Source organism: Mycobacterium montefiorense (assembly GCF_003112775.1).
Taxonomy (GTDB): domain Bacteria; phylum Actinomycetota; class Actinomycetes; order Mycobacteriales; family Mycobacteriaceae; genus Mycobacterium; species Mycobacterium montefiorense.
In genome coordinates this window covers 231,000-254,742 of the sequence record NZ_BFCH01000007.1, presented here as the reverse complement: position 1 = coordinate 254,742, position 23,743 = coordinate 231,000, and the positions used below count along the sequence as shown (strand labels likewise).

The following is a 23,743-nucleotide window of genomic DNA, read 5'->3' as shown; positions in this document are numbered from 1 at the left end:
AGATCATGTAATGCAAGCCATCACGGTTTCAGATCGCGACGCCGGTGTCGCCGGCCTGTCGCTGACGGAGCTGCCCTATCCCGAGGCGGCCGACAACGAAGTCATCGTGCGCGTACACGCCGCGGGCTTCACACCCGGCGAACTTGACTGGCCGCACACCTGGATCGATCGTGCGGGCCGTGACCGGACACCGAGCGTGCCCGGCCACGAGCTGTCCGGGGTGGTGGTTGAGTTGGGTTACGGCACTACCCTTTTGAGTGTCGGTCAGCGAGTGTTCGGACTCACTGACTGGGCCCGCAACGGCTCGCTAGCCCAGTACACCGCTATGGAAGCCCGGAATCTCGCACCGCTGCCGATGGACATCGACCATACGGTGGCCGCGGCGCTGCCGATCTCTGGATTGGCCGCCTGGCAGGGCCTGTTCGACCACGGCCGCCTGGCCGCTGGCAAACGGTTCTGGTCCATGGTGCCGCGGGTGGGGTTGGGTCGATCGCGGTGCAGCTCGCTGGCGAGGTCGGTGCGCGTGTCATAGGTACCGGCCGCACCGCAGACCGAGACCGGGCAGCGGAGCTCGGCGTCCACACCTTCCTGGACCTGGAGACCGAAAAGCTGGAAGACGCAGGCGAAGTCGACGTGGTGTTCGATGTGATCGGTGGAGACATTCTGACCCGTTCGGCGGCTCTGGTGCGGGCTGGCGGAACGCTCGTCACCATCGCCGAGCCGCCAAAGACCCTGCCGCGCGACGGCCGGGCGATTTTCTTCCTTGTCGAAGCCGATCGCGGCCAACTCGCCGACCTCGCAACACGAGTGCGGGATGGGCGCCTCAAGCCGGTGGTGGGTGCCGTGCTACCGCTGGCCGAAGCTGCCGCCGCATTTGCTCCCGGCAAGCGCACCCCTGGCAAGACGATCCTGCGTGTAGCCGAAGACTGAAGGTAGCCAAAATGGCCTTAAAGATCCCATTGGCGGCATTGGCAGTCGCAGTGATACTCGCGCCCGCGGCTCACACCGAGCCGACGCCACAGAATTCAGGTCAAAACCCGGTTGTCCGGCCAGTTTTCAATCAACCTGCCAATGTTGCGGGCAAGTCACTCGAGGCAGTGACCGTCAGCTATCCGCCCGGAGCCAAAAGCGGTGCTCACCACCACGCGAAATCGGCGTTCATCATGGCCTACGTGATTTCCGGAGCGATCCGCAGCCAAGTTGAAGGTGAGCCTGCACGCGTCTACCAGGCCGGTGAGACGTGGAGCGAAGCTCCGGGCGCGCACCACACGATCAGTGAGAATGCCAGTGCCACCGAACCCGCTGAATTGCTCGCAGTCTTCCTGGTCGACACCGGAGACGGTCCGCTCACCACCGCTGACGACGCGAAAGTCACTGGCTCGTAACAGCTGTACGCACCGAGCCGCGTCAACGATTCCACACCAGCAAGGAGTCGAGAGATGACCATCGTTACCCCGATCTACACCGGAGTGGCCGCTCAGATCGGCACCGCCATCCCGCCGACATGAGCGATTACGCGAAAGTCGACTTGACCATCGACGCACTGCTGACCACGACCCGTTCAGCGTCGTGCGATCGGCGATGTGTACAGCCGCACATGGGACCGGATCGTCCGACAGTGCGGCATTTATCGCCGAGCATTTCGGCGTGGAGCTACCTGCTCGCCGCGCGTTCTCAGGGCTTGGGAACCACGTGGCTGCATTTCGACCGATGGTGAGCTCGCGATGACGCTGCGCGACACGGCACCGACCAGGCGCGCGATGGTGGTCGCGGTGATGGTGTCGATGGTTGCGTTTCTCGACTCCACCGTGATCAACCTGGCTTTGCCGGCCACCGAGCACGACCTCGGCGGCGGTCTGGCGATGCAGCAGTGGGTCATCGACGGCTACCTGTTGGCGATGGCGGCCGCGATTCTGCCCGGCGGGTCCATCTCGGATCTGTTCGGGCGCGTTCCAGTAATGCGGTTCGGGCTGTTGGCTTTTGGGGCAGGCTCTGTGCTGGCGGCCGTTGCCAGCTCACCGGCGTTGCTGATCTCCGCGCGCCTTATCCAGGGCCTGGGTGCGGCGTTTCTCGTGCCTGGCTCGCTGGCGCTGATCAACACGGTATTCGACAAAGCGCACCAGTCTGCTGCGATCGGTGTCTGGACGGGGTGGACGGGAACCGCCTTCGCGTTGGGTCCCTTGCTTGGCGGGATGTGCGTCGATTTCCTCGGCTGGCGTTGGATTTTCGTGTTGTCAGCGATCCCCATGGGGATCGGATATGCGCTGACGTTCTGGCTGTGCCCAATGTCGGGGCGGGTTGAAGGCGCCCGCGTCGACACCGCCGGGGTGGGCCTTTCGACGGTAGGGCTGTCCGCGACCGTGTATGCGTTGATCGAATCACAACGCAATGGCTGGACCGATCCGATGGTCAGCACACCATTGGTCATCGGGATTGCTGCTCTCGGCGGGTTCGTAAGCTGGCAGCGCCGCAGCAAGTCGCCGATGCTTCCGTTGCCGTTGTTCACCTTTCGCAACTTCGCTGCCGCCAACCTCGTCACCGCGTTCGTCTACGGCGCGTTGACACTGGGATCGCTGGCCATCGCCCTCTACACCCAAGAAATCGGCGGATACTCCGCCACCGCGGCCGGACTGGCCACCCTGCCGATCCCGGTGGTGTCGTTCGTGTTCGCCCGTCATGTCGGCCGCATCGCCGCGCGGGTGGGACCACGAGCATTCCTGATCGCGGGCCCCGCCCTAGCGGGGATCGGGCTGCTGCTGATTCGCCCGAAACCCAATGGATTCCACGCAATCGCCGACCTGGTCCCCGGGATGACCGTGTTGGCCATCGGGCTGGTCGCGACTATTACACCGCTGACGTCGGTGACGCTGGCCTCGGTGCCGATCGAACGCAGCGGCCTGGCGTCGGCAATCAACAACGCCGTCTCGCGGCTCGCCGCGCTGATGTCGATCGGGTCCATAGGCCTGATCAGCGTTGGCACGCCGAGCGCCACCGGTTTCGCCCACGTGCTAGAAGTGAGCGCGGCACTATTCGTGTTGGGCGCGTTGTGCGCCGCGCTGTTGATAACCAACCCGCCCGCCGGGTGCCAACCCGTTCCCTGCGACATCGCGGCGCTGTGCCGCGACCGGCCCGGTGTGCAACCCGCCCTGGCCAGCAGCGCTTCGGCTGCGAGATGAACGCTGCTGCCACGGCGCGCCGGTATGGTGGCCACGGCGGGAATCAGCGCGACCACTATGGCGTTTGCCCTGCGGTGGCGTGGTCAACGATCTGTCCTAATGTCAGCCCATCGAGTATTCCGGAGTGGGAGGCACTCGGTTGCTGACACTTCTTAAGCGAGCTTGGGTTCCGCTGGTCGTAGTCGCGGCTCTGATTATCGGCGGCGTTGCAGTGGACCGACTCAACGGCGTCTTCCCGGGACCGGGCTTGCCCAAGCCTGATCCCCGCGATGCCACCCCGCCGTATGCGGCCAAGACCGCCGTATACGAAATATTTGGACCACCCGGTACGACCGGCGTCGTCAACTGGATGGACGCGGAGTCACTACCGCAGAAGGCCAACTTCACCGCGTTGCCATGGTCGACGACGATCGTCGCCGAGATGCCCGGCATCTTCGCCTACGTCGTCGCCCAAGGTGACAGCTCCTCCATCGGATGCCGGATCACCGTCGACGGCAAATTGGTCGACCAACAACAGGTCGTCAACACCCGCGACGCGCAGGTTTCCTGCTTGGACAAATCCGCATGACGAGCGACGCGCGCGACGCTGAGGACACCGACGAAATCCCGGTCCCGCAGCGCACCGTAGTCGAGCGCAAACCACGTGTGGCCCGCACCCTCCGCGTCCTGGCGCTGCCGATCATCGTGGTCTGGCTGCTGATCGCGGTCGGCGTAAACGTCTTTGTCCCACAGTTGGAGAAGGTTGCCGAGGACGTCTCGGTGCCGCTTTCGCCGTCCGACGCGCCTTCGGTAACCGGGATGAAGCACATCGGGGAGAAATTCAAGGAGTACGACTCCGACAACCTCGTCCTGGTGACCCTGGTCGGTGACAAACCTCTGGGCGAGGAGGCTCACCGGTATTACGACGATCTGGTCACAAAGCTGCAGCAGGACCACGAATACGTTGAGCATGCGCTGAATTTCTGGGGGCAGCGATTCACGTCCTCGGGTGTCGAGAGCTACGACCACAAAGCCGCCTACGTCCAGGTCAACCTGCGCGGTGACCAAGGCGGAGCCGTCGGCGACAAATCGGTTGCCGCGGTTCGCAAAATCGTCGCGGACTCGAAGCCGCCGCCAGGGGTGAAGGCTTACGTCGCCGGCCAGGGAGCCCTGACCGCCGACACGATCGTTGTCGGCGACGCGAGCCTGGCCAAGATGACGATCATCACCATCATCATCATCGCGATCATGCTGATATTCGTCTACCGATCCATCGGCACCGTGCTGCTGACGATGGTCATCCTGTTCGTCGGACTGGCCACCGGCCGAGGCGTGGTAGCGCTGCTGGGCGAAACCGGCATCATGGGGCTGTCGACTTTCGCCGTCAACTTGCTGACGGCGTTAGCCATCGCGGCGGGTACCGACTACGCGATATTCATGGTCGGCCGCTATCAAGAGGGCCGCGCACGGGGCTGGACCGCGAAGCCGCCTACTACGACACCTTCGCCGGGGTCACCAAGGTGGTGCTGGGTTCGGGTTTGACGATCGTCGGGGCGCTGGCCTGTTTGCATTTCACTCGGCTGCCGTACTTCAGTTCGCTGGCGTTTCCGTGCGCCGTGGGTCTGCTGGTGGTGGTGGCCGCCGGGGTGACCCTGACGCCGGCGCTGATCGCGTTCGCAAGCGGGTTCGGCCTCTTCGACCCGAAGCGCGAGTTCAACTACACCCGGTGGCGCCGTCTGGCGACGGCTATCGTGCGGTGGCCGGCGCCGATCCTCGCCATCTCCGTCATCCTGGCGATCGTCGGCGCCCTGGGCTTGGCGGGCTTCACCCCGCGCTACAACGACCTGTATTACCTGCCGCAGAGCGCGTCGTCGGTGAAGGCATACACCGCGGCCGATCAACACTTCACCCAGGCCCGTTTGAACCCGGACCTGCTGATGATCGAATCGGACCACGATCTGCGCAACACCACCGACATGCTGGTCCTGGACAAGATTGCCGGCGCGATCTTCCGGGTGCCCGGCATCGAACGGGTGCAGAGCATCACCAGACCACTCGGGCCGCCAATCCAAGACGGATCGATTCCGTTCCAACTCAGTGTGCAAAGCGCGCCGATCCGCGACAACCTCAATTACCTGAAGTCCCGTGTCGGCGACATCAAGAAGATCACCGGCTTCCTCGACACCCAGATCGCGCCCTGTTAGAGCGCCAGTACGCGGTGACCCAGAAGCTCGCGAGTGCCGCGGACGACAGCTCGAAAACCACGGGGGAGACGGCTGCCATCACGGACGAGATCCGGGACCATATCGCGGATTTCGACGACTTCTGGAGACCGATTCGCAGTTACTTCTACTGGGAGAAGCACTGCTACGACATCCCGATTTGCTGGTCGCTACGATCGCTCTTTGACGCGCTGGATGGGTTCGATCGGCTGGCCGAGAAGTTCCACGCCCTCACCAGCGACCTCACCGACACGGCTGCAGCCACCCGCGAATTGTTGGCGATCATTCCCGAGAATATCGCCGTCACGAAGGCGATCCGTGACACGACGCTGACCATCTACAGCTCGTTCGACAGCCTGATCGATCAGTTCGACCGGCTGACCGACACTAACGCCGTGATGGGCAAGTCTTTCAACGACTCTCGCACAGAAAGCCTGTTCTACCTGCCACCCGAGATCTTCCAGAACCCTGACTTCCAGTTGGGGTTGCGATTGATGGTATCGCCGGACGGAAAAGCCGCTCGCTTCATCATCACCCACGCGGTGGACCCGGCGACGACGAAGGGAATCGCGTCCGTCGATCAGGAGCGCCAAGCGGCCAAGGAGGCGCTGAAACTCACGTCGCTGGAGAACGCCGATATCTATCTCGGCGGCACGGCCGCGACGTTTTACGACATCGCCAACGGCGCTAAGTACGACCTGATGATCGCCGGGGTGGCCTCGATCGTGCTCATCTTCATCATCATGGTGATCGTCACCCGCGCTTTGGTCGCAGCGGGCGTCATCGTCGGCACCATTGTGATGTCGCTAGGGGCGGCCTTCGGATTCTCGACACTGATCTGGCAGCACCTTGGCAATTTCCAGTTGCACTGGGTAGCAACCGAATTCGCGTTGATCGTGCTCTTGGCGGTGGGATCCGATTACAACTTGATGCTGGTGTCGCGGATAGAGGAGGAGATCGGTGCCGGCCTGAAAACGGGACTCATCCGTGGTATGGGTGTGACCGGCCCGGTGGTGACTGCTGCCGGTGTGGTGTTCGCCGTCACCATGGGCACGATGATCACCAGCGATCTGCGGGCGATCGGCCAATTCGGCACGACGATCGGAATCGGCCTGTTGTTCGATACCTTCGTCGTCCGATCGCTCATCACGCCGTCGATCATGACGGTGATGGGACGCTGGTTCTGGTGGCCGAAACGGGTGCGGGTCCGCCCGGCCAGCCAGATGCTTCGGTCCGTCGGGCCGCGCCCGCTGGTTCGTGCTCTATTACACCAGCCGCGGCACGGGGTCCCGCCGACATAGCACCCGATATTGTCCGCGCTGCCGATTGCGGATTGGGCTGCACCGACAACACGTCTTGTCCATAGCTTGTTTAACGAATTTGCGAATGGCGCCAACGAATTTGGTTGATTTCACGCCACCGAGATGGGGTCAACGCGCGTAGTCTGACCTTTATGGTCAAGACCAAGACCTGCGTACACTGCGGCCATACCTTCCATCCGGACGCCCGGCCGCGTGACCTTTCTGATCCGGAATGGCTTCCGGTGGCATCTGTCTATTGTTCGCGTGAATGTAGTGACCGGTTCCATTGCGATATGGGGCATCGCTGCTCCACCCATGTGAAAGAAAAGGCGCAGCGCGAGGCCGCCAAGACGGCGCACTCCAAAACGTAGACCGATCGACACCGCGTTTAACATCGCCGCACGCCGGCTCCACCGCGCGACCTTCTCGGTATCCGTGACCTCGCAGTCCGCCTCATCTGCCGCACAGGCTTTTCGGCTTTCTGGCTCTCAGCCACCCACACGTCGGTTCACCTCGCGCCGCCAAAACTCGCCCGGGTGAAACAACTCCTGGGGTGATGACGGCTCACCCCGCCGGGCAGCAGTCTCGGTATGACGGCGTGGTCGATACGAAGAACGGCGGTTCGGTCGGAGCCGTCAGGAGAGCCTGAAGGGACCCGAATATGCATTTTGACGCCAAGAAGGTCATTGTCGTCGGAGGTAGCGCCGGCATGGGCCGGCAGGTCGCCGTTGATATCGTGCGCCACGGCGGCCGTGCGGTGATCGTCGGACGCTCGCAAGACCGTGTCGACGACACCGTGACCGACCTGACGAGCGGGGGTGGCCAAGCCTGGGGGATCACCGCCGACTTGACCGATCGCAGCGCGGTCGCCGATGTGCAGCGTGCGATTTCTGAGCAGCACGGCGATGCGACACTGTTGGTCAATGCGGCCGGATTCTTTATCCCCAGACCGTTTCTCGAGTACGACGCGCAGTTCTACGACTCGTACCTGGATCTCAACTATGCCTTGTTCTTCCTGACGCAGACCGTCGTCGCGGGCATGATCGCGCGCGGGGAGGGCGGTGCGATCGTCAACATCGGCAGCATGTGGGCACATCAGGCCATTGGTCTGACCCCATCGTCGGGATACTCGATGCAAAAGGCCGGCTTGCATGCGCTGACCCATAACCTGGCCATCGAGCTTGCCGGGCACAAGATTCGGGTCAACGCGGTGGCGCCGGCTGTCGTCAAGACCCCGCTCTACGAGGGCTTCATCCCCAAAGACGAGATTGACGCCACCTTAGATACTTTCGCGCCATTGCATCCGTTGGGACGTGTTGGCACTCCCGCCGACGTCGCCAACGCCGTCATGTATCTGCTGTCTGATGAGGCGAGCTGGGTGACCGGCGCGATTCTCAACGTCGACGGTGGCATCATGGCCGGCCGCAACTAACCCGATGGAGGAGTATCCGTGCCACACGAATATAACAAGAACCCTGCCGCTGTTGATGCGTTGAGCCCCGAGCAGTACCACGTCACCCAGGAGAACGGCACCGAGCTTCCGTTCACCGGCGATTATCACAACAACCATGAACCCGGCATCTATGTTGACATTGTTTCTGGTGAACCGCTTTTCGCTTCGGTGAACAAATTCGACAGCGGTACCGGTTGGCCCAGCTTCACCGAGCCTATCGACGCGGATAACGTCGTCGAGAGGCGAGACCGGAGCCATTTAATGGACCGCGTCGAGGTGCGTTCCGCCCACGCCGACAGCCATCTGGGACACGTATTCCCGGATGGCCCAACAGAAGCCGGAGGATTGCGCTACTGCATTAACTCGGCATCGCTGCGGTTTATCCACCGCGACAACCTTGACGCCGAAGGCTACGGCCAGTACCAGAGTCTGTTCACGAACGCGGTACCGGCGCACAGGGAAGGAACAGGAAAATGAACGACACCAAGCAGTTGACCGAAGATCTGGCGATCCTCGAGCAACTCAACAATGACTACGTCCACTCCGACCAGTTCAACGACGTCAAGCGTTTCAGCGAGTTCCTCGCTGAAGACTTCATCGTGCAGACTCCTGGCGTCACCCGCAACCGTGAAGAGTTCCTCGACTACATCGGTAAGCCGCGCCCCTTCAGGGATCTTGCTGTGCACGACGTCAACATCCGCATCCTCAGCGACGTTGCTCTGATCCACGCCCGCGCCACATACACCACGCTCTCCGATGGAGTGGACCAGGAAGCTCTGTACACGGACACATATCAGAAGCGTGCGGGCACCTGGGTCTGTGTCGCAGCCTGTGCGATCGCTCCGGGCGCTTAGGCGACAGCCAATTCTCAGTCGATACGAAGAACGGCGGTCCAGTCGCGGTCGCCAAGAGAATCGGGAAGGAGCCCCGCACATGCATTTTGACGCCAAGAAGGTCATTGTTGTCGGCGGCAGTGCCGGCATGGGCCGCCACGTCGCGATCGACGTCGTCGATCACGGCGGGAGCGCGGTGATCGTCGGACACTCGAAAGCGCGTGTCGACGACACCGTCGCTGAACTAAAGGGCCGGCGTGGCGAGGCCTGGGGCATCGCCGCCGACTTGACCGATCGCACCGCCGTTGCCGATGTGCAGCGTGCGATTTCTGAGCAGCACGGCGATGCGACACTGTTGGTCAATGCGGCCGGATTCTTCATCCCCAAGCCGTTTCTCGAGTACGACGCGCAGTTCTACGACTCGTACCTGGATCTCAACTATGCCTTGTTCTTCCTGACGCAGACCGTCGTCGCGGGCATGATCGCGCGCGGGGAGGGCGGTGCGATCGTCAACATCGGCAGCATGTGGGCACATCAGGCCATTGGTCTGACCCCATCGTGTGGGCACTCGATGCAAAAGGCTGGCTTGCATGCGCTGACCCACAACCTGGCCATCGAGCTTGCTGTGCACGAGATCCGGGTCACCGCGGTGGCACCTGCCGCCGTCAAGACCCCCGCTCTCGAGCGGTGGGTCCCCAAGGGCGAGATCGACGAGACGCTTGACGCTTTCGCGCCACTGCATCCGCTGCGGCGAGTCGGCACCCCCGCCGACGTCGCCAACGCGGTCACCTATCTGCTCTCCGAACAATCCAGCTGGGTCACGGGCGCGATTCTCAACGTCGACGGAGGCTTCATGGCCGGCCGCAACTAACCCGATGGAGGTCCTGGCACGGTAGGGAACTGGGCCGAAACATTTTGGGGCGCTGGACAATCGACCGCGGACCCAGCTGAGGCGCATCGTTGAGAAGGGATTCCAGTGACAAATGACATCCTGAGGCCGGGTGGCCCGCCGGCTAAGTCCGTTGGCCGCACCGAGGGCAAGTCGGTGTTCCTGGGGACGGTCGGTGTTCGCCACATCGTCGATAAGGTTGCGGCGGAAGGGCGGTTTTCCGTCCTCGAGCATCCGATGTCACCGCGAGCGCTAGCCTCGGCGCTGCATCGTCACCATAACGAAGATGAGTACAGCTGGATCATCGAGGGACGGGTAGGCGCTTTGCTTGGCGACGAGGTGCTCTACGGCGGACCCGGCGACTTCATCTTCAAGCCACGAGGCCAATGGCATACCTTCTGGAATGCGGGCGATGAGCCCGCCCGCATCCTTGAGATCATCTCCCCCGCGGGATTCGAGCAGTTCTTCGATGAACTTTCTGACCTCGGCGGTGTGGACCAGATATCGACAGAGAACCTAGATGAACTCTGTGCGCGGTATGAACTGGAGATGGATGTCGACAGTATCCCCGAACTATGCAAACGCTTCGGCCTAGAATTTCCCGGTGTGCCTATTTGGCAATGAACCGTAGGGTGTCGAAATCTCGCTATGCCCAAGCAATGTCGGCGGTAACTAGTCAAACCCGAGCCTGAAAGGTTCATCATGAAGATCGTAGTCATTGGCGGTGGTGGGCTTATCGGCTCGAAAGTAGCGACCAAGCTGCGCGCGCAGGGACACGACGTGATCGCGCCTCTCGCCGATCGGGTGTCGATTCACTTACCGGTGCGGGCCTAGCCAACGCCGTCGACGGCACAGATGTCCTGGTCGACGTCGCCGACTCGCCATTGTTCGACGATGAACCCGTGATGCATTTCTTCACGACCACGACCACGAATCTTCTTGCTGCTGAACAGGAAGCTGGAGTCAGTCACCATGTGGCGTTGTCGGTGGTGGGCGCGCAGGTCATGCCAGATAGCGGCTACAACACGGCTAAAGCAGCTCAGGAAAACCTGATCAAGAATTCTGGCCGGCCGTATTCGATCGTGCGAGCAACTCCGTTCTACGAATTCGCGCTTGGCTTGGCAGATTCCGCCACAGACGGAGACGTTGTCAGGTTGCCACCTGCATTGTTCCGTCCTATCGCCGCCGACGATGTCGCCACCGCCGTGGCCCGCGCGGCTGTGGCGCGCCCGACCAACGCAGTACTGGAGATCGCTGGACCCGAAGCAATGGGGATGGACGACTTTGTCCGCTTGGGCCTTGCCGCCAATGGTGATCAACGTCGGGTTGTGACTGACGCCCAGGCGCCGTACTTCGGTGCGGTGATCGACGATCACACCCTCGCACCAGACGAGACCGCCACTATCTTCGCTACTCGATACTCCGACTGGATCGACGCAGACTCCAGCCGCCGCATTTAGGGAAAAATGTTGGATACGACGGGCTCCAAATCGAAATCGACAATCAAGGTAGTGCAGGAAGTACAGTCACCGTTGATACCTGAGGATGCCCACGTCTTGACTGTCCTCATCAACCATCCACCGGGCGCACCCGGTTACCCGCCACATCGCCTTCCTGGCGGCCCGGGATTCGGTTACATGATTGCCGGTGAAATGTTGTTCGAGCTCGAGGGTGCAGCACCACGGGTCCTTCGCGCCGGCGACGCGTTCTGGGGACCCGGCGGCGACGTGATCCACTATCAGGACGCCAACAATCGCACTGACATCGTTTGCAGCTTCGTCCTCACATTGTTGTGCCGGCCCGGGCAACCGATGCTCGAACCGGTTACCGAAGAGGAGCTTGAGGAGCGAAAGGGACTGCGCGTCGTGCGAGGCTAGCGACCCGGCAACATCAGCGGGTTCGGAGCCGCGCCGGCACCTGGAGACTGGAATGGGAAGGACGGAAAGGGATGGGCGCCGGGCGCTTGCATCGGGAACGGCATGTTCCCGTGGGCGAGCGACGTCATCACGCCCGGGCATTGCGTCTGTATCGCCATGCTGGCGACCATCCCGGCGATCGTCGGCGAAAGTCCGGTGTTCCCAGATAGTTGCGATGTGATCGACGCGAGGGTCGCACCTGGTTTCACCAGCGACGGGCAGATCGACTGACCGATGCTGGCAATCCTGTCGCTGAATGAGCCGCTGTTGGCAATTCCTGCGCCGTTCAGTGCGGTGGTTATTGGGTCGTTCGACGGGTCGGCTTGCGCGAGAGCAGGCAACGTCGATCCAGCCGCGATAATGCCCGCCGCAACCGCTACTGGACGAAGCCCTGCTAAAGCAGCAGTGATGATATCTGCCCATCGCGCCGACAGGCGAACCGCCGAGGCGCGACGAACCGTCTGCCGGTTCCGTGCGCGGGACATCATCAATGCCGTCATGCATTGCTCCTCAGTGCTTTGGGGGAAGTGCACAGCTGCGCACTCCTGACACTTCGGTTCGGTTGACCGATTCGTTACATCCATCTCCCGCTCGCGGCGGCAAGGCCACGCGAACGAGCAGGGCTAAACCGTGTCGACGTGGAACGAATCGGCAGTTCAGATGTCCTGGCAGAGTATCGGTTTCAATTCCCGGCAGCTCCGTTGGCCGCAGACGTCGTTGACTTGGATGACGACTTTGTCGTTGCCCGTATTTCGCTGTAGCGATCCGGCCAGCCATGGCACTTCGTATGGTGTTCCCCATGGACGCCGTCACGTCTGGCCATCGCGAGGTCGGCCGTGTGCCCGTCAACCGTCGCCGATTGCTGCAGCTGGCGGGCGGCGCGGGGGCGCTGGCGATCGCGAGCGGGTGCGGGCAATCCGTGACTGAGCCCGCGACGGCGTCCGCGGTTCCGCTTAGTGCAGCTTCAGCTGCCATGTTGTGTCGAGATGCTTGGGGCGCTCGTCCCGCCCGTGCCGGCGGCAGGCCTCACACCATCACCCGCATGACTCTTTACCACGAAGCCGTCGTCCTGGGAGACAACCGGAACGCCCCGGGTCGCCTCCGGCAGGACCAGCGCTACCACCAAGACAAGCTGGGATGGGTCGACATCGCCTATCACGTCGGCATTGACCGCGACGGCAACATCTACGAACTGCGAGCGCCGCAGATCGCGGGCGATACAGCGACGGACTACGACACGACAGGGCACTTCCTGGTTCTGTGTGAAGGAGACTTCGACAAAGAAGTCGTCTCCGAAACCCAACTTCACGGAGCCGCTCTCGCCTTCGCCTGGGCCACCCAAACCTTTCACGTCGCCACCGGCACTCTGGCCGGCCACCGCGACCTGGCCCAAACCTCATGCCCGGGCACGAACCTGTACGCGCATCTTTCGTCGGGAGACCTCAAGCACCGCATCGACGATTTACTGGCCGCTGGACCGGTAAACCTCGAACGCATCTGTGGGACCGATGCGGCGGCAACTGTCGCGGCAATAGAGGCGGGCTAATCCTCAGGTCCCGCAAGGACAAATTTGTCGCGCACTCAGGTCTTCGCTGGCGCTGGGAAGCACAGCCCGCGATGCATCGCAGCGCTGGCGTCGTCCAGCGGCACTCTCGATGGGTCGCGCAGTACCAGCGTCGCGGCCCCCGCGAGCAGGAAGCAGACGCCGGCCAGCAGAGTCGTCATGCGCAGCCCCATTCCGCTAAGCACCAAGGGGGTGACGAGAGCTCCGATGAAACCGCCCACCTTGCCCAGACACGACGACAGCCCGTGTCCAGTACTGCGCACTGTGGTGGGGTAGCACTCCGCGCCGAGCAGTATCAGCCCATAGTTCGGCCCGAAAGTGGTGCCGAATAGCGACAGTCCGAACACCGCCGCGAACAGTGTGACGGTTTGGGTCAGCCCCGGAATGGCCGTGATGAGCAGCATCGACACCGCGCATAACACCAGCCCGCAGATTTGCAGAGTGGTGCGGCGCATCCGGTCCACCACGGCCAACCCTGCGAGCGCGCCGCCTAGTCCAAAGCAGATCATCAGCACGGCGTTGATCGCCACATTGGTGATGGTCTCGGTGGACGGTGAGATGCTCTTGATCAAAAGCGGTTGGCTCACCGCATTGCCGTAGGTGGCGATGTTGAAGAAGAACCAGCTGCCGCCGGTCCCGATGAGTGTGATCACAAAGGTGCGGTTGGTCAGCATCTCGGAGAGCCGGACCCTTACCCGGGCCTTGCCGGTGGCGGCGACTGGTTGTGATGTCGCGGAGAACACCGACAGGTCGCGTTCGGCGCGCTCGCGGTCCTGGGCGACCCGCAACGTCCAACGCGGCGACTCCGGCATATGTCTGCGGTTCCACAGCACCAGCAGTGCAGGCAGCGCACCGAGACCCAGGATGAGCCGCCAGGCCAGATCATGCGGCGTTCCCACGGCCAGAATCAGCAGTGCCGCCAGATACGCGGCGACCTGACCGAGCGCAAAGAACAGGAAGGCGAAACCGACCAGCCGGCCCCGGTTGGAGCGGTTGGCGTACTCCGTGGTGATCACACTGGACGCCGGGTAGTCGCCGCCGATACCGATGCCGAGGACAAACCGTGCGACCAGCAACCAGGTGAAGTTCGGCGCGAACGCGGACAGCAGTGCACCCACCACCATGATGGCCGCCTCGAGGCCATACACCCTGCGCCGGCCGAGGAGATCGCCAAGCCTGCCGAACACAAACGCGCCGACGGCCACGGCTAGCAGGGCCGAGCTGGTCAGCAGCGCCACCTGTCCCGAGCTCAGCCCAAACTCCGGCTTGACCAGCAGGATGACGGTGCCAATGACGTTGAGGTCGTAGGCGTCAGTGAAAAAGCCGGCGCCCGCAGTCGCGGCGGCCTTGAAGTGGAACAAGCTCAGCGGGGCATTGTCGAGGGCTTCTTCGACCGGATCCGGCGGTGTCTGGGCGGCTGGCTTATTGGCATCCAGGGTCTGCGTCATCTACTTCTCCCTGATGGTGAGGAAAGATCAAATACCTCCTCAGTTTCGGGATCTATGCGAAGGTCAAATCGAACGCCGTTGACGCGCGAATTAACAACGGGAGAATGTGCTCGCCCGTCTTCCGGATAAGTGAGGCACGTCTCAGGAGCAGGTCACACCCGTATTTCTCGGCGAACGCGTAGCCGAATACACCGCTTTGCGTAACCGCGTCTTTTTCCGATGGCTACCCGCGATGCGTACACCGGATAGCCGACGCCCGGATTGCGCCGGGTCAGCCGACGAATGGGGAGCGGTCAGGACATGAGACGCGTGCTATTTCTCGGGGATGTCGTCGGTCCCGCTGCGGTGGACCATGTCTGCGAGCGGATGCCCGCGCTGCGTTCGCAATACAACGTTGACTTGGTCGTGGTGAACGCGGAGAACGCGGAGCGCAGCGGACCGCACATCCGGACCGGGTTCGGGCTCAGCATCGAAGTGGCAGAGCGCCTGCTGGAGTCAGGCGTCGACGTCATCACCGGTGGAAACCATTCCTGGGACGGGGAGATGGCCGAGGTGGACAAGGTGCTCGCGCACCCCAAGGTGCTGCGTCCGTTCAACATGCCCGATGGCGTGCCGGGTTCCGGGGTGCTCCAATTGAGCGTCTCCGGAACGGATTTCACCGTGATCAACCTGATGAGCAGAACCGCCGTGGTCGAGCCGGACCCGCTGTTCGGCAGGTGGCTGACCGAACGACAACACGTGGCGCCGCCGTGGCCAGCGTGGCAGTCGATCGACCGACGCGGCGCGGTGATCGTGGATTTCCATGGGTTGAGCATCAACGAAAAGCAATCGTTCGCCCACGCTGTCGACGGCACTGCCGCCGCAGTGCTGGGTACCCACACCCACGAGGCGACGCTGCCGCTGCATTTGCTGCCCGGGGGTACTGCTTTGGTCACCGATGTCGGAATGACCGGCGCCACCGGTGGTGTCATCGGTATCGATCCGGAGCATTGGGTGGCCAGGATGCGCGGAGAAGACCATGTCACATTGGCGCCCTACCGGCTGGCCTCAGGGCCGATGACGATGGGCGCGGTGCTGCTGACCATCGACGGCACCCGGTGTACCGCGATGGAGCGGGTGCACTGACTACGGCCTAGCGGATCGGTACCTCGGACCTTCCACGGTCACAAGAAGGTAACGCTTGGTTGCCAACGACCGAAAAGCAATACATGGCAACCGGCAACATGACGATGAAAGTCAAGGTTACCGCCGTGTTCGCGCTCGGCGCCTTGTTCGTCACGGCTCCCGCGACCGTTGATTTTGCTGCCCGCGCCGAGGGTCCGGGGACCGCGCTGTACAGCGGCGTCAGCCGGATTCGCGAGGCATGCGGGGTGATCGGCAACGACCCGCGGTTGACCGAAGCGGCGCAGCGGCACGCCGACGACATGCTGCGCAACGGTGTGAACGGTCATATCGGTTCGGACGGATCTTCACCGCAGGTGCGTATCACCGACGCGGGCTACCGGACCCCCTACAGCGGTGAGGTCGTCTTCTGGGGCACCGGATCCGCCGCGAATCCGGGCGAAGCGCTCGACTTGTGGATGCAAAGTCCTCCACACCGGGCGATCATCCTGAACTGCGCATACTCCGCGGCTGGCTTCGCGACCGCCTCAGACGGCAACAAGATGACTATCGTCGGCGACTTCGCCGCCTGACGCCATCACGCCGTAGTCTTCCCACGTGAACGCGATCGACCCCGACAAGCTCGACATTTGCCTACAGGTGCTGGCAGACATCGAGTCGTTGCCTCCCGAGCATCCTGATGCCATTACGGTGCGCCGGGCCACCGCCGGCATATTCAAGTCAGTCAAGAAGGCCCGCCGCAATGCCAAGCGCGACGAAATCGCGGCCGCCGACCGCGCCGTGGTCGCCGCTACCGCGACCGGCGCCCCCGGCCGCATCGACGACGAGACACAGGGCCTGCCGTTGGTATACACGGCGGTGGGCGCCTCCGCGGGCACGTTGCGTCGGTCACGCGCCTGCTATATCTGCAAGAACCATTACACGGTGGTCGACGCCTTCTACCACCAGCTCTGCCCGGGCTGCGCCGCCCTCAACCGCGCCAAGCGCGACGCGCGCACCGACCTCACCGGTAGGCGCGCTCTGCTCACCGGTGGCCGCGCCAAGATCGGCATGTACATCGCACTGCGCCTGCTCCGCGACGGCGCCGACACGACCATCACCACCCGCTTTCCGAACGACGCCGTGCGCCGCTTTGCCACGATGCCCGATAGTGCCGACTGGCTGGATCGGCTACACGTCGTGGGCATCGATCTACGTGACCCGGCTCAGGCCGTCGCGCTCGCGGACACCGTGGCTGCGCAGGGCCCGCTGGACATCCTGATCAACAACGCCGCCCAGACGGTGCGCCGAGCCCCCGGTTCCTACGCGGCGCTCGTCGAGGCCGAGCGCACGCCGGCGCCGGAACTAGTCGACGTGATCACGTTCGACCGCGTCAGCGACGCCCATCCCAAGGCACTTGCCGGAAGTCTGGCAGAACACCAAACTCCGCACGCCATAACCGAATTGGCTCTCGCCGCTCGAAGCGCCTCGCCGGACCGGATCGCTGCGGGCATCGCAATCGACGCCGGTGGCCTGCTGCCTGACACCGCGCCCATCAACAGTTGGACCCAGCGCGTGCACGAAGTCGACCCGATGGAACTGCTCGAAGTTCAGCTCTGCAACCAGACCGCGCCATTCATTCTGGTGAGCCGGCTGCGCCCGGTGCTGGCCGCTTCACCCGCGCGCCGTAAGTACGTCGTGAACGTGTCCGCGATGGAGGGGCAGTTCAGTCGCCAATACAAGGGCCCGGGGCATCCGCACACCAACATGGCGAAGGCCGCACTGAACATGCTCACTCGCACCAGCGCCGGCGAGATGCTAGAGCAGGATCGCATTCTGATGACCGCCGTCGATACGGGCTGGATCACCGATGAGCGTCCACACCCGACCAAGTTGCGGCTTGCCGACGAGGGTTTTCATGCCCCGCTCGATCTCGTCGACGGCGCCGCCCGGGTGTATGACCCAATCGTGCGCGGGGAGTCCGGCGAAGATCTGCGCGGCTGCTTCCTCAAGGATTACTCGCCGAGCAATTGGTAGCTGCCTTCTCGTTGACAAAAGCTGCGGTGAAATCGCCGAGCCGATGGCGCAGCCGCCGCTAGCGGGAGAGCTGGAGGTAGCGATGGACGTGGGCGACCGCCATGCCGCCTTCGCCTACGGACGCCGCCACGCGCTTGACCGATCCGGAGCGAATATCGCCGACCGCGAAGATCCCCGGGGCGGTTGTCTCGAGAGCGAAGGGCTCGCGGTCGGCCTTCCATTGGCCCGCTTTCAACGCGTCGGTCCCGGTGAGGATGAACCCGTGCTGGTCGCGCGCGATCGCCGGGGGGAGCCAATCAGTCGTTGCTTTGGCACCGATGAGAACGAAGAGCACCCGCGCATCCCGTCGAGATGTCGTGCCGGTCTCGCGATCGATGACCTCGATCGCCTCGAGTTGTTCGTCTCCGTGCACGGCGACAACCTCGGATCGCGTTTGAACCCGGACGTTCGCTTTTGTTGCGATCTGCTCGATGAGGTAGTGGGACATGCTCGCCGCGAGCGACTCTCCCCGGACCAGCAGCGTCACCGATCGCGCGTGATTGGAGAAGAAGATGGCGGCTTGCCCGGCCGAGTTGCCGGCGCCGATCAGATAGACATCGTTTCCCTGTGCCAGACCGGCGTCGCTGCGTGCCGCACCGTAGTAGACACCGGAGCCGACGAATCGCTCGATCGAGTCGACATCGAGGCGTCGCCACTCCACGCCCATCGCGAGCACGATCGACTCCGTTCGGAGAACGTCGCCTCCGTCCAGTGTCACGGTCAGCTCGGCGGGGTCGATGCCTTCGACCCGACGGGTGACGACGATCTCGGCGCCCAGCCGCTTCGCCTGCCGCAGTGCCCGGCTCGCGAGCTCGTCACCGGAGACGCCGTATGGGAACCCCGTGTAGTTCTCGATCCGCGTCGAGGTACCGGCCTGTCCGCCGGGGGCGAAGGACTCGATTAACGCCGTTTGCAGGCCCTCGGACGCGCTGTTGACCGCCGCCGTCAGACCTGCCGGCCCGCCGCCCACGATCACGACGTCGTAGTGCGCCCGGCCGGGCGTGGCCGTTAGTCCAGCGACAGTGGCAACGGCACGCATCGTCGGGTTGATCAGCCGGGTGCCGTCGCGCACTACCACCACCGGATAGCCGGTGGTTTCGCCTGCGATGAAGGCGTGAGCTGCAGGATCGTCCGGGTCCAGGCGTTCATAAGGAATCTGATTGCGATGCAGGAAGCTGTCGCAGCTGTGCACGCCCGGGTCGACGCGCGGGCCGATCACGAACATTGCTGGCTCGTGTGGGTGCCCATTCGCGTTTTTGAGCATCTCGATGCGTTCCAACGCGGCCGCACCGACCGCTTCGGAGATCTGGGGGGCCATGGCGGCGAGCGTGTGGAACACCTCGACCGTCAGTTTTAGTACGCGCGATGGTTCGACGGCTCGCATGCTGGCGGGCAAAGGGGTACCGAGCGTCATCGGGATCTCGCCTCCGACTTCGCCCGGAAGTCGGACGCCAATCACCTGCTCGACTCCGTTAACCAATTTCGTCAGCTCGGCCTTGCCTTCGACCATGATCGCCAGGGATCGGCCTTCGCCCTCATGGCCTACATACTCGCCGGGGATGAGGTGGATGTCCTCGACGGTGCCAGCAAGGTACTCGAGTTCTTTTTCCCCGAGCGTCGAGAAGAGCGGAATCGTGGACAGCTCCTCGATAGTGAAAAGGATTGCCTCCCAAGAGCTTTCGGGGATCCGCTGGTTCACAGAAGCGGCTTCGCATTCGGTGTCGAATCTTCGATGCGGTAATCGTCCGCCACGTACTCACGGCGGCACATGAGGCATCCGCCCCAAAGTTGGGGATCGAGCTCGGTTGGCGCATGTTCAGCTCGTGCATCGGTTTCGTTTCCCGGCAGCTCCGGGAAAACGTTGTTGCCGCTGTCGCCAACGCAGCGCAGCCCAATAACGCATTACCAATGCGAGTCAGTTTCGACGTCATCTTCGACTCCTTCAGCTGAAGGTCCGTCGCCGCCACTCTGCTTGGTCAGGCTGGCGGCGGTGGCGGACCGCCCGGAATTGCCCCGTCGCAGCCGCCAGGTGGAGGCGGGGCCGGGAAAGGTTCGTCGCCGCTGACGCAGTCGAAGTGGTAGGTGTAACTGTCTTCCCACTGATGCCAGTACGACCCGTCGGCGTACTTTGCGCCGTCGCAGATATATCCCCACATTCGCGCACCTTCGCACCAGTTCCGCGTGATGTTGGGCAGATGCGGGTCTGGTGGGCTAGCGGTAGCAACGCCAGCGGAAAACACAGTCGCCGCAGCACAGCCCATCAGCGCAGCACCGATTCGACTAAATTTCGACTTCATTTCGACTCCTATTCAAAGTGTGTGGGTTGAGGTCAGGCGGGCGGGATCGCCCCGTCGCAGCCACCAGGCGGGGGGAGGGCCGGGAAAGGCTCATTGCCGCTGACGCAGTCGAAGTGCCAAATACGAGGACCCTCGCCGTACTCGCCGGTCGACTGGGACCACTGATGCCAGAACGATCCGTCGGGATACTTGGTGCCGTCGCAGACATTTCCCATAAATCGCTGGCCCTCGCAGTAGTTCGACGGGAGGTCCGGCTGGTGTGGGTCTGGCGGGTCGGCGTTGGCGACGCCAGCGGAAAACATAATCGTCGCAGCACAGCCCAGTAGGGCAGCGCCGACGCGAGCGAGTTTCGACTTCATTTCGACTCCTATTTCAGAACTTGTGGATGAGCCTCGGCAACGTAGCGTGAGCGGCCACACCTCTGGTTGCTTGGCGGCAATCCTTACTATAGCTAACAATATATATTGCAGGGTAAAACATATACAACTGACTGAAAAATATGCGGTTGGTGAGTTACGGCACAGGCGACGAAGGGCTCGGCGCGTTGCTCGCCCACCCCCTTAGGGATTGGGACCCGTCGCGGCCGCCCTTTTGAACGCCGGGCTGCTTTGAGCTGAAGCCCAATGCGTCAGTTGCGCAACGTCTTTCTGATGGGAGCAGGGACCCAGCTGTCCAGCGCCTTGCGCCCAATCAATTGACAGCCGTGCGTGTAGGCCAATTGCTTTGCAGCAGAGGTAAACTCCTGGTTGCTCACCACGATGCTGCGTGTGCACCCGTGATGACGCGCACCCGCTACCACCTGCTGAACCGCTGCGACGCCGACCGCTTTACCGTGTCGTTTGCACTGAACGGCCGCATATTGGCCATCTTTTTGCGCGATCAGGTCGACGCCGTAGTCGCCGACGGCAGGGGTGAAGCTGACCTCCCATCCCGCGCGCTGCATGCGTGCGGCGACGTAGTCCTCGAACTCCACGCCGTCCATTGCGTCGATCTCCCCGATGCCCGCGTTGGCCCGCAGCCGCCGCGACCGACGGTAGGCCGGCTGTATCAACGCGGCGAAAAGTAGGCCACAACATGCCCCGGCTAGGCCTAGCGAGACGCGGTGCCCCAGGAAGCCAAGCAGAAGCCCGAAGTAAATCGGGAGAAAGACGAATGCCGTCTTCATGTCGAAGACACCGTATGCATGCGCCGATGATAGGGATCAGCAGCGACAAGGTCGTGAATATGGGGCCTGCTTGTCGTCATGCTCGTCACCGCAAGCCCGAGCGCTTGAGGTGAAGGGCGCCGTCTGGTGATTCTGGCTAAGCTTCACCGCACAGCGCCGGCGAAGCAATGGGGGGCATCGTGGCTGATGAGTTGGATGTAGATGTCGTCGCGCTACACCTCGGTAGCAACCGTGTGCTCAATGGCATTGGTGACGCCGCCATGGACTTCGTCGGTCATGAAGACGGGCTGGCCGACGCTGTGCCGGGTTGGGTCGGGTCCTCGCAGCTGGCGTTGGGCGAGCTCGCGGCCCGTTGGGAGGCCCGGCACAACCAACACAAAGTCCGGGTGGGCGGTTTGGGTACGCATGTCGCCGAGGCCATGGTCGGTTACTCCACGAACGAAGACCGTTCGGCCAGTGCGCTCAGGTCGGTGCGGGAATAGGGGTAGCGGGTGGGTTCGCTGACTCCGGCATACGTCAAACGCTGGGATCTGAACGCGATTCACGCGGTGTTCCAGACGGCCACCGGACGCGCTAATACCTTGCAGCGCTTGGGCGACAGCCTGCAACAGGCACACAATGTACTTGCCGAGTGGCAAGGTGAGGCAGGCGACGCTTTTCGCGTCGACGTCGGCTTGATTCGCCGCGACATCGAGGCGGACGGCGCGGAATCTCGGCAGGTAGCGGCGGCGGTCTCGCGCACCGAGGCGGATGTGAGCGCCTGAAAGCGCGAGCTGGATGACATAGAACAGGCCGCCCAGGCTAACGGCTGGGCCATCACGCCGGACTGGCGAATCGACATCGGTCCCAAGGGGATTCCACCGAATCGAATTGACCTCGCCAACAAACTGCAGACTTTGCAGGGCGAACTCAACGTCTGTAAGGTCCGTGCCCACACCGCCGATCACGAGCTTGCCACCGCGATCGGCGCCGCCGTCGGCGCAGTCTCGCTGGATGCTGCTGGATCGGCGCCAGATGGTGCCCCGGCGCCACAAGGGCCGCCGAACCCTGGCCCGGGAGGCAAGCCGAAGACGTGGCAAGAAATGTTGCTGCCCCCTGGCGCCGCGGACGCTTCACCTGGCGGTGCCCCGCCGAAGGATCCGTCGGTGCCTGCGGGCCAGCCGCGTTCGTTGGAAGGCATGCTATTGCCCGAGGGCGCCGTTGCGTTCCCTGCGCCGAGCCCGGCGGAGATGGAAAGCGCCAAGGCTTTGCTACGCAAAGTGATGCTCGGTGACGGCGTCCCGCCGGATCAGATCGAAGCGCGCGTGAACGAGATGGTGGCCGGTGCTCAGAAGTGGATCGACCAGGGAGGAATTCCTCCTTACCGTCCGCCCGAACCAAAGCCCTTGCCGCCGCCGGGATTCGGCGAAGGTTTCGGTGATCGTTGGCGTGCAACTGAAGAGAGCATCCATAACCTTCTCGGGGTAGGACAAGGCGGGGCGCCGGGCGCGCTGCAGGCGTGGAAGCAAATGCTCGAGGGCACGCTCGAGACGGTCCAAAACCCGGCGGCCGCCGCGGCGGGCGAAGTCAAAAACATGTTGGACTCGCCCAGCGCGGCCTACTACCTGGGCGGTAAAGCCTCCGATGGCGCCTTCGCCTTGCCCGGAATGCTCTTCGGGCCGGAAGTTGCCGGCGTTTCACGCGCAGCCGAACTGGCAGACCTCGACGCCGCCGCCGGACTGCCACACGATATGCCTGGCGGGCACCCGTCGGTAGGTGCTGGTGATCACCTGCCTACTGGCATTGGTGATCACCACATCCCTGCGGCGGGGGACCACACCGTCGCGGATGGGAACCACAGTCTTGGCGGCTACCCCATGGACGCGGCGGGTCACTACCTACCCGGCAGCTTGCCGTCATATGAACAGCTTCAAGGAATCACGTCGACAGCGCCGAATAGCGCATACTACTGGTCGGGGCGAACCGCCGATGGAATCGGAGTTGGCCCCGATGGCGCAGGAGTAGCGGAACTTATTGCTCACGGATTTGGGGGCAATACCTTGGAAATGACGCTTGCGGAGAACGGCGTAGATCCGCTCCCAGCCTGGAATCGCCATGATCCGGTATCGGTCAAGTTCTGGGAGGATGCTTCGGCGGCTTACGCGGGAAGCGCACGCGGTGAAGTTACCGCAATCGTGGGCAGCAATTTGCGTCCGGGCAACATTTGGCAATCTGTTGAGATACCTCGCTTGATGGAAAATCCAAATGTGACTCGCATTGTGCAGATAGATCCCGATGACGGTCATTCAACCATAATATTTGAGAGAGGTAAGTGAGGTTACAC

At 62.9% G+C, this 23,743-nt stretch carries 23 protein-coding genes and 3 pseudogenes; 20 read left to right on the top strand and 6 right to left on the bottom strand.

Annotation, left to right across the window (positions count from 1 at the left end; all coding sequences use genetic code 11):
- The first annotated feature begins 10 nt into the window (after positions 1-10).
- The 13 genes and pseudogenes from DB708_RS04860 (at position 11) to DB708_RS04795 (ending at position 11,730) form a co-directional block, all read left to right on the top strand.
- Positions 11-930, top strand: a pseudogene (locus tag DB708_RS04860) (NADP-dependent oxidoreductase).
- A gap of 11 nt (positions 931-941) precedes the next feature.
- Positions 942-1,385 carry a cupin domain-containing protein gene (locus DB708_RS04855; protein WP_108920810.1) on the top strand — a complete coding sequence of 148 codons (444 nt, stop codon included), beginning with the start codon at positions 942-944 and terminating at the stop codon, positions 1,383-1,385.
- 339 nt (positions 1,386-1,724) lie between these two features.
- A complete protein-coding gene (locus DB708_RS04845) occupies positions 1,725-3,176 on the top strand; it encodes an MFS transporter (RefSeq protein ID WP_108920808.1) in 1,452 nt (483 codons plus the stop codon).
- 142 nt (positions 3,177-3,318) lie between these two features.
- Positions 3,319-3,744: an MmpS family transport accessory protein gene (locus tag DB708_RS04840; protein WP_201263429.1), complete on the top strand. Its 426-nt coding sequence runs from the start codon at positions 3,319-3,321 to the stop codon at positions 3,742-3,744.
- Positions 3,741-6,678 (top strand): annotated as a pseudogene (locus DB708_RS04835) (MMPL/RND family transporter). The gene DB708_RS04840 and the pseudogene DB708_RS04835 overlap by 4 nt, the downstream one beginning before the upstream one ends.
- Positions 6,679-6,830: 152 nt before the next feature.
- Complete coding sequence (locus DB708_RS04830) at positions 6,831-7,049, top strand: ferric uptake regulation protein (protein WP_108920807.1); 219 nt, start codon at positions 6,831-6,833, stop codon at positions 7,047-7,049.
- Positions 7,050-7,339: 290 nt separating this feature from the next.
- The gene (locus DB708_RS04825; protein ID WP_108920806.1) at positions 7,340-8,110 is read left to right on the top strand and encodes an SDR family NAD(P)-dependent oxidoreductase; all 771 of its coding nucleotides are present in this window, start codon (positions 7,340-7,342) and stop codon (positions 8,108-8,110) included.
- 18 nt (positions 8,111-8,128) lie between these two features.
- The gene (gene msrB / locus DB708_RS04820; protein ID WP_108920805.1) at positions 8,129-8,608 is read left to right on the top strand and encodes a peptide-methionine (R)-S-oxide reductase MsrB; all 480 of its coding nucleotides are present in this window, start codon (positions 8,129-8,131) and stop codon (positions 8,606-8,608) included.
- Entirely contained in the window at positions 8,605-8,985 is a 381-nt protein-coding gene (locus DB708_RS04815) for a nuclear transport factor 2 family protein (RefSeq protein WP_108920804.1), read from the top strand. Before msrB ends, DB708_RS04815 begins: the two co-directional genes overlap by 4 nt.
- 79 nt (positions 8,986-9,064) lie before the next feature.
- The gene (locus DB708_RS04810) at positions 9,065-9,835 is read left to right on the top strand and encodes an SDR family NAD(P)-dependent oxidoreductase (RefSeq protein WP_108920803.1); all 771 of its coding nucleotides are present in this window, start codon (positions 9,065-9,067) and stop codon (positions 9,833-9,835) included.
- Between the two features lie 105 nt (positions 9,836-9,940).
- Positions 9,941-10,477, top strand: a complete 537-nt coding sequence (locus tag DB708_RS04805) for a cupin domain-containing protein (protein ID WP_235616631.1) — start codon at positions 9,941-9,943, stop codon at positions 10,475-10,477.
- 78 nt (positions 10,478-10,555) lie between these two features.
- Positions 10,556-11,313, top strand: a pseudogene (locus tag DB708_RS04800) (SDR family oxidoreductase).
- Between the two features lie 6 nt (positions 11,314-11,319).
- Positions 11,320-11,730: a cupin domain-containing protein gene (locus DB708_RS04795; protein ID WP_108920802.1), complete on the top strand. Its 411-nt coding sequence runs from the start codon at positions 11,320-11,322 to the stop codon at positions 11,728-11,730.
- Here the strand turns inward: DB708_RS04795 and DB708_RS04790 are convergent.
- Entirely contained in the window at positions 11,727-12,269 is a 543-nt protein-coding gene (locus tag DB708_RS04790; RefSeq protein WP_165839733.1) for a DUF732 domain-containing protein, read from the bottom strand. The genes DB708_RS04795 and DB708_RS04790 overlap by 4 nt on opposite strands.
- A 542-nt stretch (positions 12,270-12,811) precedes the next feature.
- On the opposite strand from DB708_RS04790, the gene DB708_RS04785 reads away from it, so the two are divergent.
- A complete protein-coding gene (locus tag DB708_RS04785) occupies positions 12,812-13,315 on the top strand; it encodes an N-acetylmuramoyl-L-alanine amidase (protein WP_235616630.1) in 504 nt (167 codons plus the stop codon).
- A 35-nt stretch (positions 13,316-13,350) separates the two neighbouring features.
- On the opposite strand, the gene DB708_RS04780 is transcribed toward DB708_RS04785, so the two are convergent.
- A complete protein-coding gene (locus DB708_RS04780; protein ID WP_108920800.1) occupies positions 13,351-14,781 on the bottom strand; it encodes an MFS transporter in 1,431 nt (476 codons plus the stop codon).
- A 300-nt stretch (positions 14,782-15,081) separates the two neighbouring features.
- Here DB708_RS04780 and DB708_RS04775 point away from each other — a divergent pair, with 300 nt between their 5' ends.
- The 3 genes from DB708_RS04775 to DB708_RS04765 all read left to right on the top strand — a co-directional run bounded on the left by DB708_RS04775 (position 15,082) and on the right by DB708_RS04765 (position 17,919).
- The gene (locus DB708_RS04775) at positions 15,082-15,906 is read left to right on the top strand and encodes a YmdB family metallophosphoesterase (protein ID WP_165839732.1); all 825 of its coding nucleotides are present in this window, start codon (positions 15,082-15,084) and stop codon (positions 15,904-15,906) included.
- 98 nt (positions 15,907-16,004) lie between these two features.
- Positions 16,005-16,475, top strand: coding sequence for a CAP domain-containing protein (locus DB708_RS04770; RefSeq protein ID WP_201263428.1), 471 nt, complete (start codon positions 16,005-16,007; stop codon positions 16,473-16,475).
- A 25-nt stretch (positions 16,476-16,500) separates the two neighbouring features.
- Entirely contained in the window at positions 16,501-17,919 is a 1,419-nt protein-coding gene (locus DB708_RS04765; protein ID WP_108920798.1) for an SDR family NAD(P)-dependent oxidoreductase, read from the top strand.
- A 58-nt stretch (positions 17,920-17,977) separates the two neighbouring features.
- Here the strand turns inward: DB708_RS04765 and DB708_RS04760 are convergent, their stop codons facing one another.
- From DB708_RS04760 to DB708_RS04745, 4 genes are all read right to left on the bottom strand, one after another.
- Positions 17,978-19,657, bottom strand: coding sequence for an FAD-dependent oxidoreductase (locus tag DB708_RS04760; protein ID WP_235616629.1), 1,680 nt, complete (start codon positions 19,655-19,657; stop codon positions 17,978-17,980).
- Positions 19,658-19,934: 277 nt separating this feature from the next.
- Positions 19,935-20,255 (bottom strand): hypothetical protein, encoded by a 321-nt coding sequence (locus tag DB708_RS04755; protein WP_108920797.1) that lies wholly within the window; start codon positions 20,253-20,255, stop codon positions 19,935-19,937.
- A 32-nt stretch (positions 20,256-20,287) separates the two neighbouring features.
- Positions 20,288-20,614 (bottom strand): hypothetical protein, encoded by a 327-nt coding sequence (locus DB708_RS04750; RefSeq protein ID WP_108920796.1) that lies wholly within the window; start codon positions 20,612-20,614, stop codon positions 20,288-20,290.
- Between the two features lie 269 nt (positions 20,615-20,883).
- Positions 20,884-21,420, bottom strand: a complete 537-nt coding sequence (locus DB708_RS04745; RefSeq protein WP_108920795.1) for a restriction endonuclease — start codon at positions 21,418-21,420, stop codon at positions 20,884-20,886.
- A gap of 179 nt (positions 21,421-21,599) precedes the next feature.
- On the opposite strand from DB708_RS04745, the gene DB708_RS04740 reads away from it, so the two are divergent.
- The 3 genes from DB708_RS04740 (at position 21,600) to DB708_RS27525 (ending at position 23,735) form a co-directional block, all read left to right on the top strand.
- A complete protein-coding gene (locus DB708_RS04740; protein ID WP_235616628.1) occupies positions 21,600-21,902 on the top strand; it encodes an RNA 2'-phosphotransferase in 303 nt (100 codons plus the stop codon).
- Between the two features lie 9 nt (positions 21,903-21,911).
- Positions 21,912-22,184, top strand: coding sequence for a hypothetical protein (locus DB708_RS27530; RefSeq protein WP_235616627.1), 273 nt, complete (start codon positions 21,912-21,914; stop codon positions 22,182-22,184).
- 381 nt (positions 22,185-22,565) lie between these two features.
- A complete protein-coding gene (locus tag DB708_RS27525) occupies positions 22,566-23,735 on the top strand; it encodes a hypothetical protein (RefSeq protein WP_235616626.1) in 1,170 nt (389 codons plus the stop codon).
- Positions 23,736-23,743: the final 8 nt, after the last annotated feature.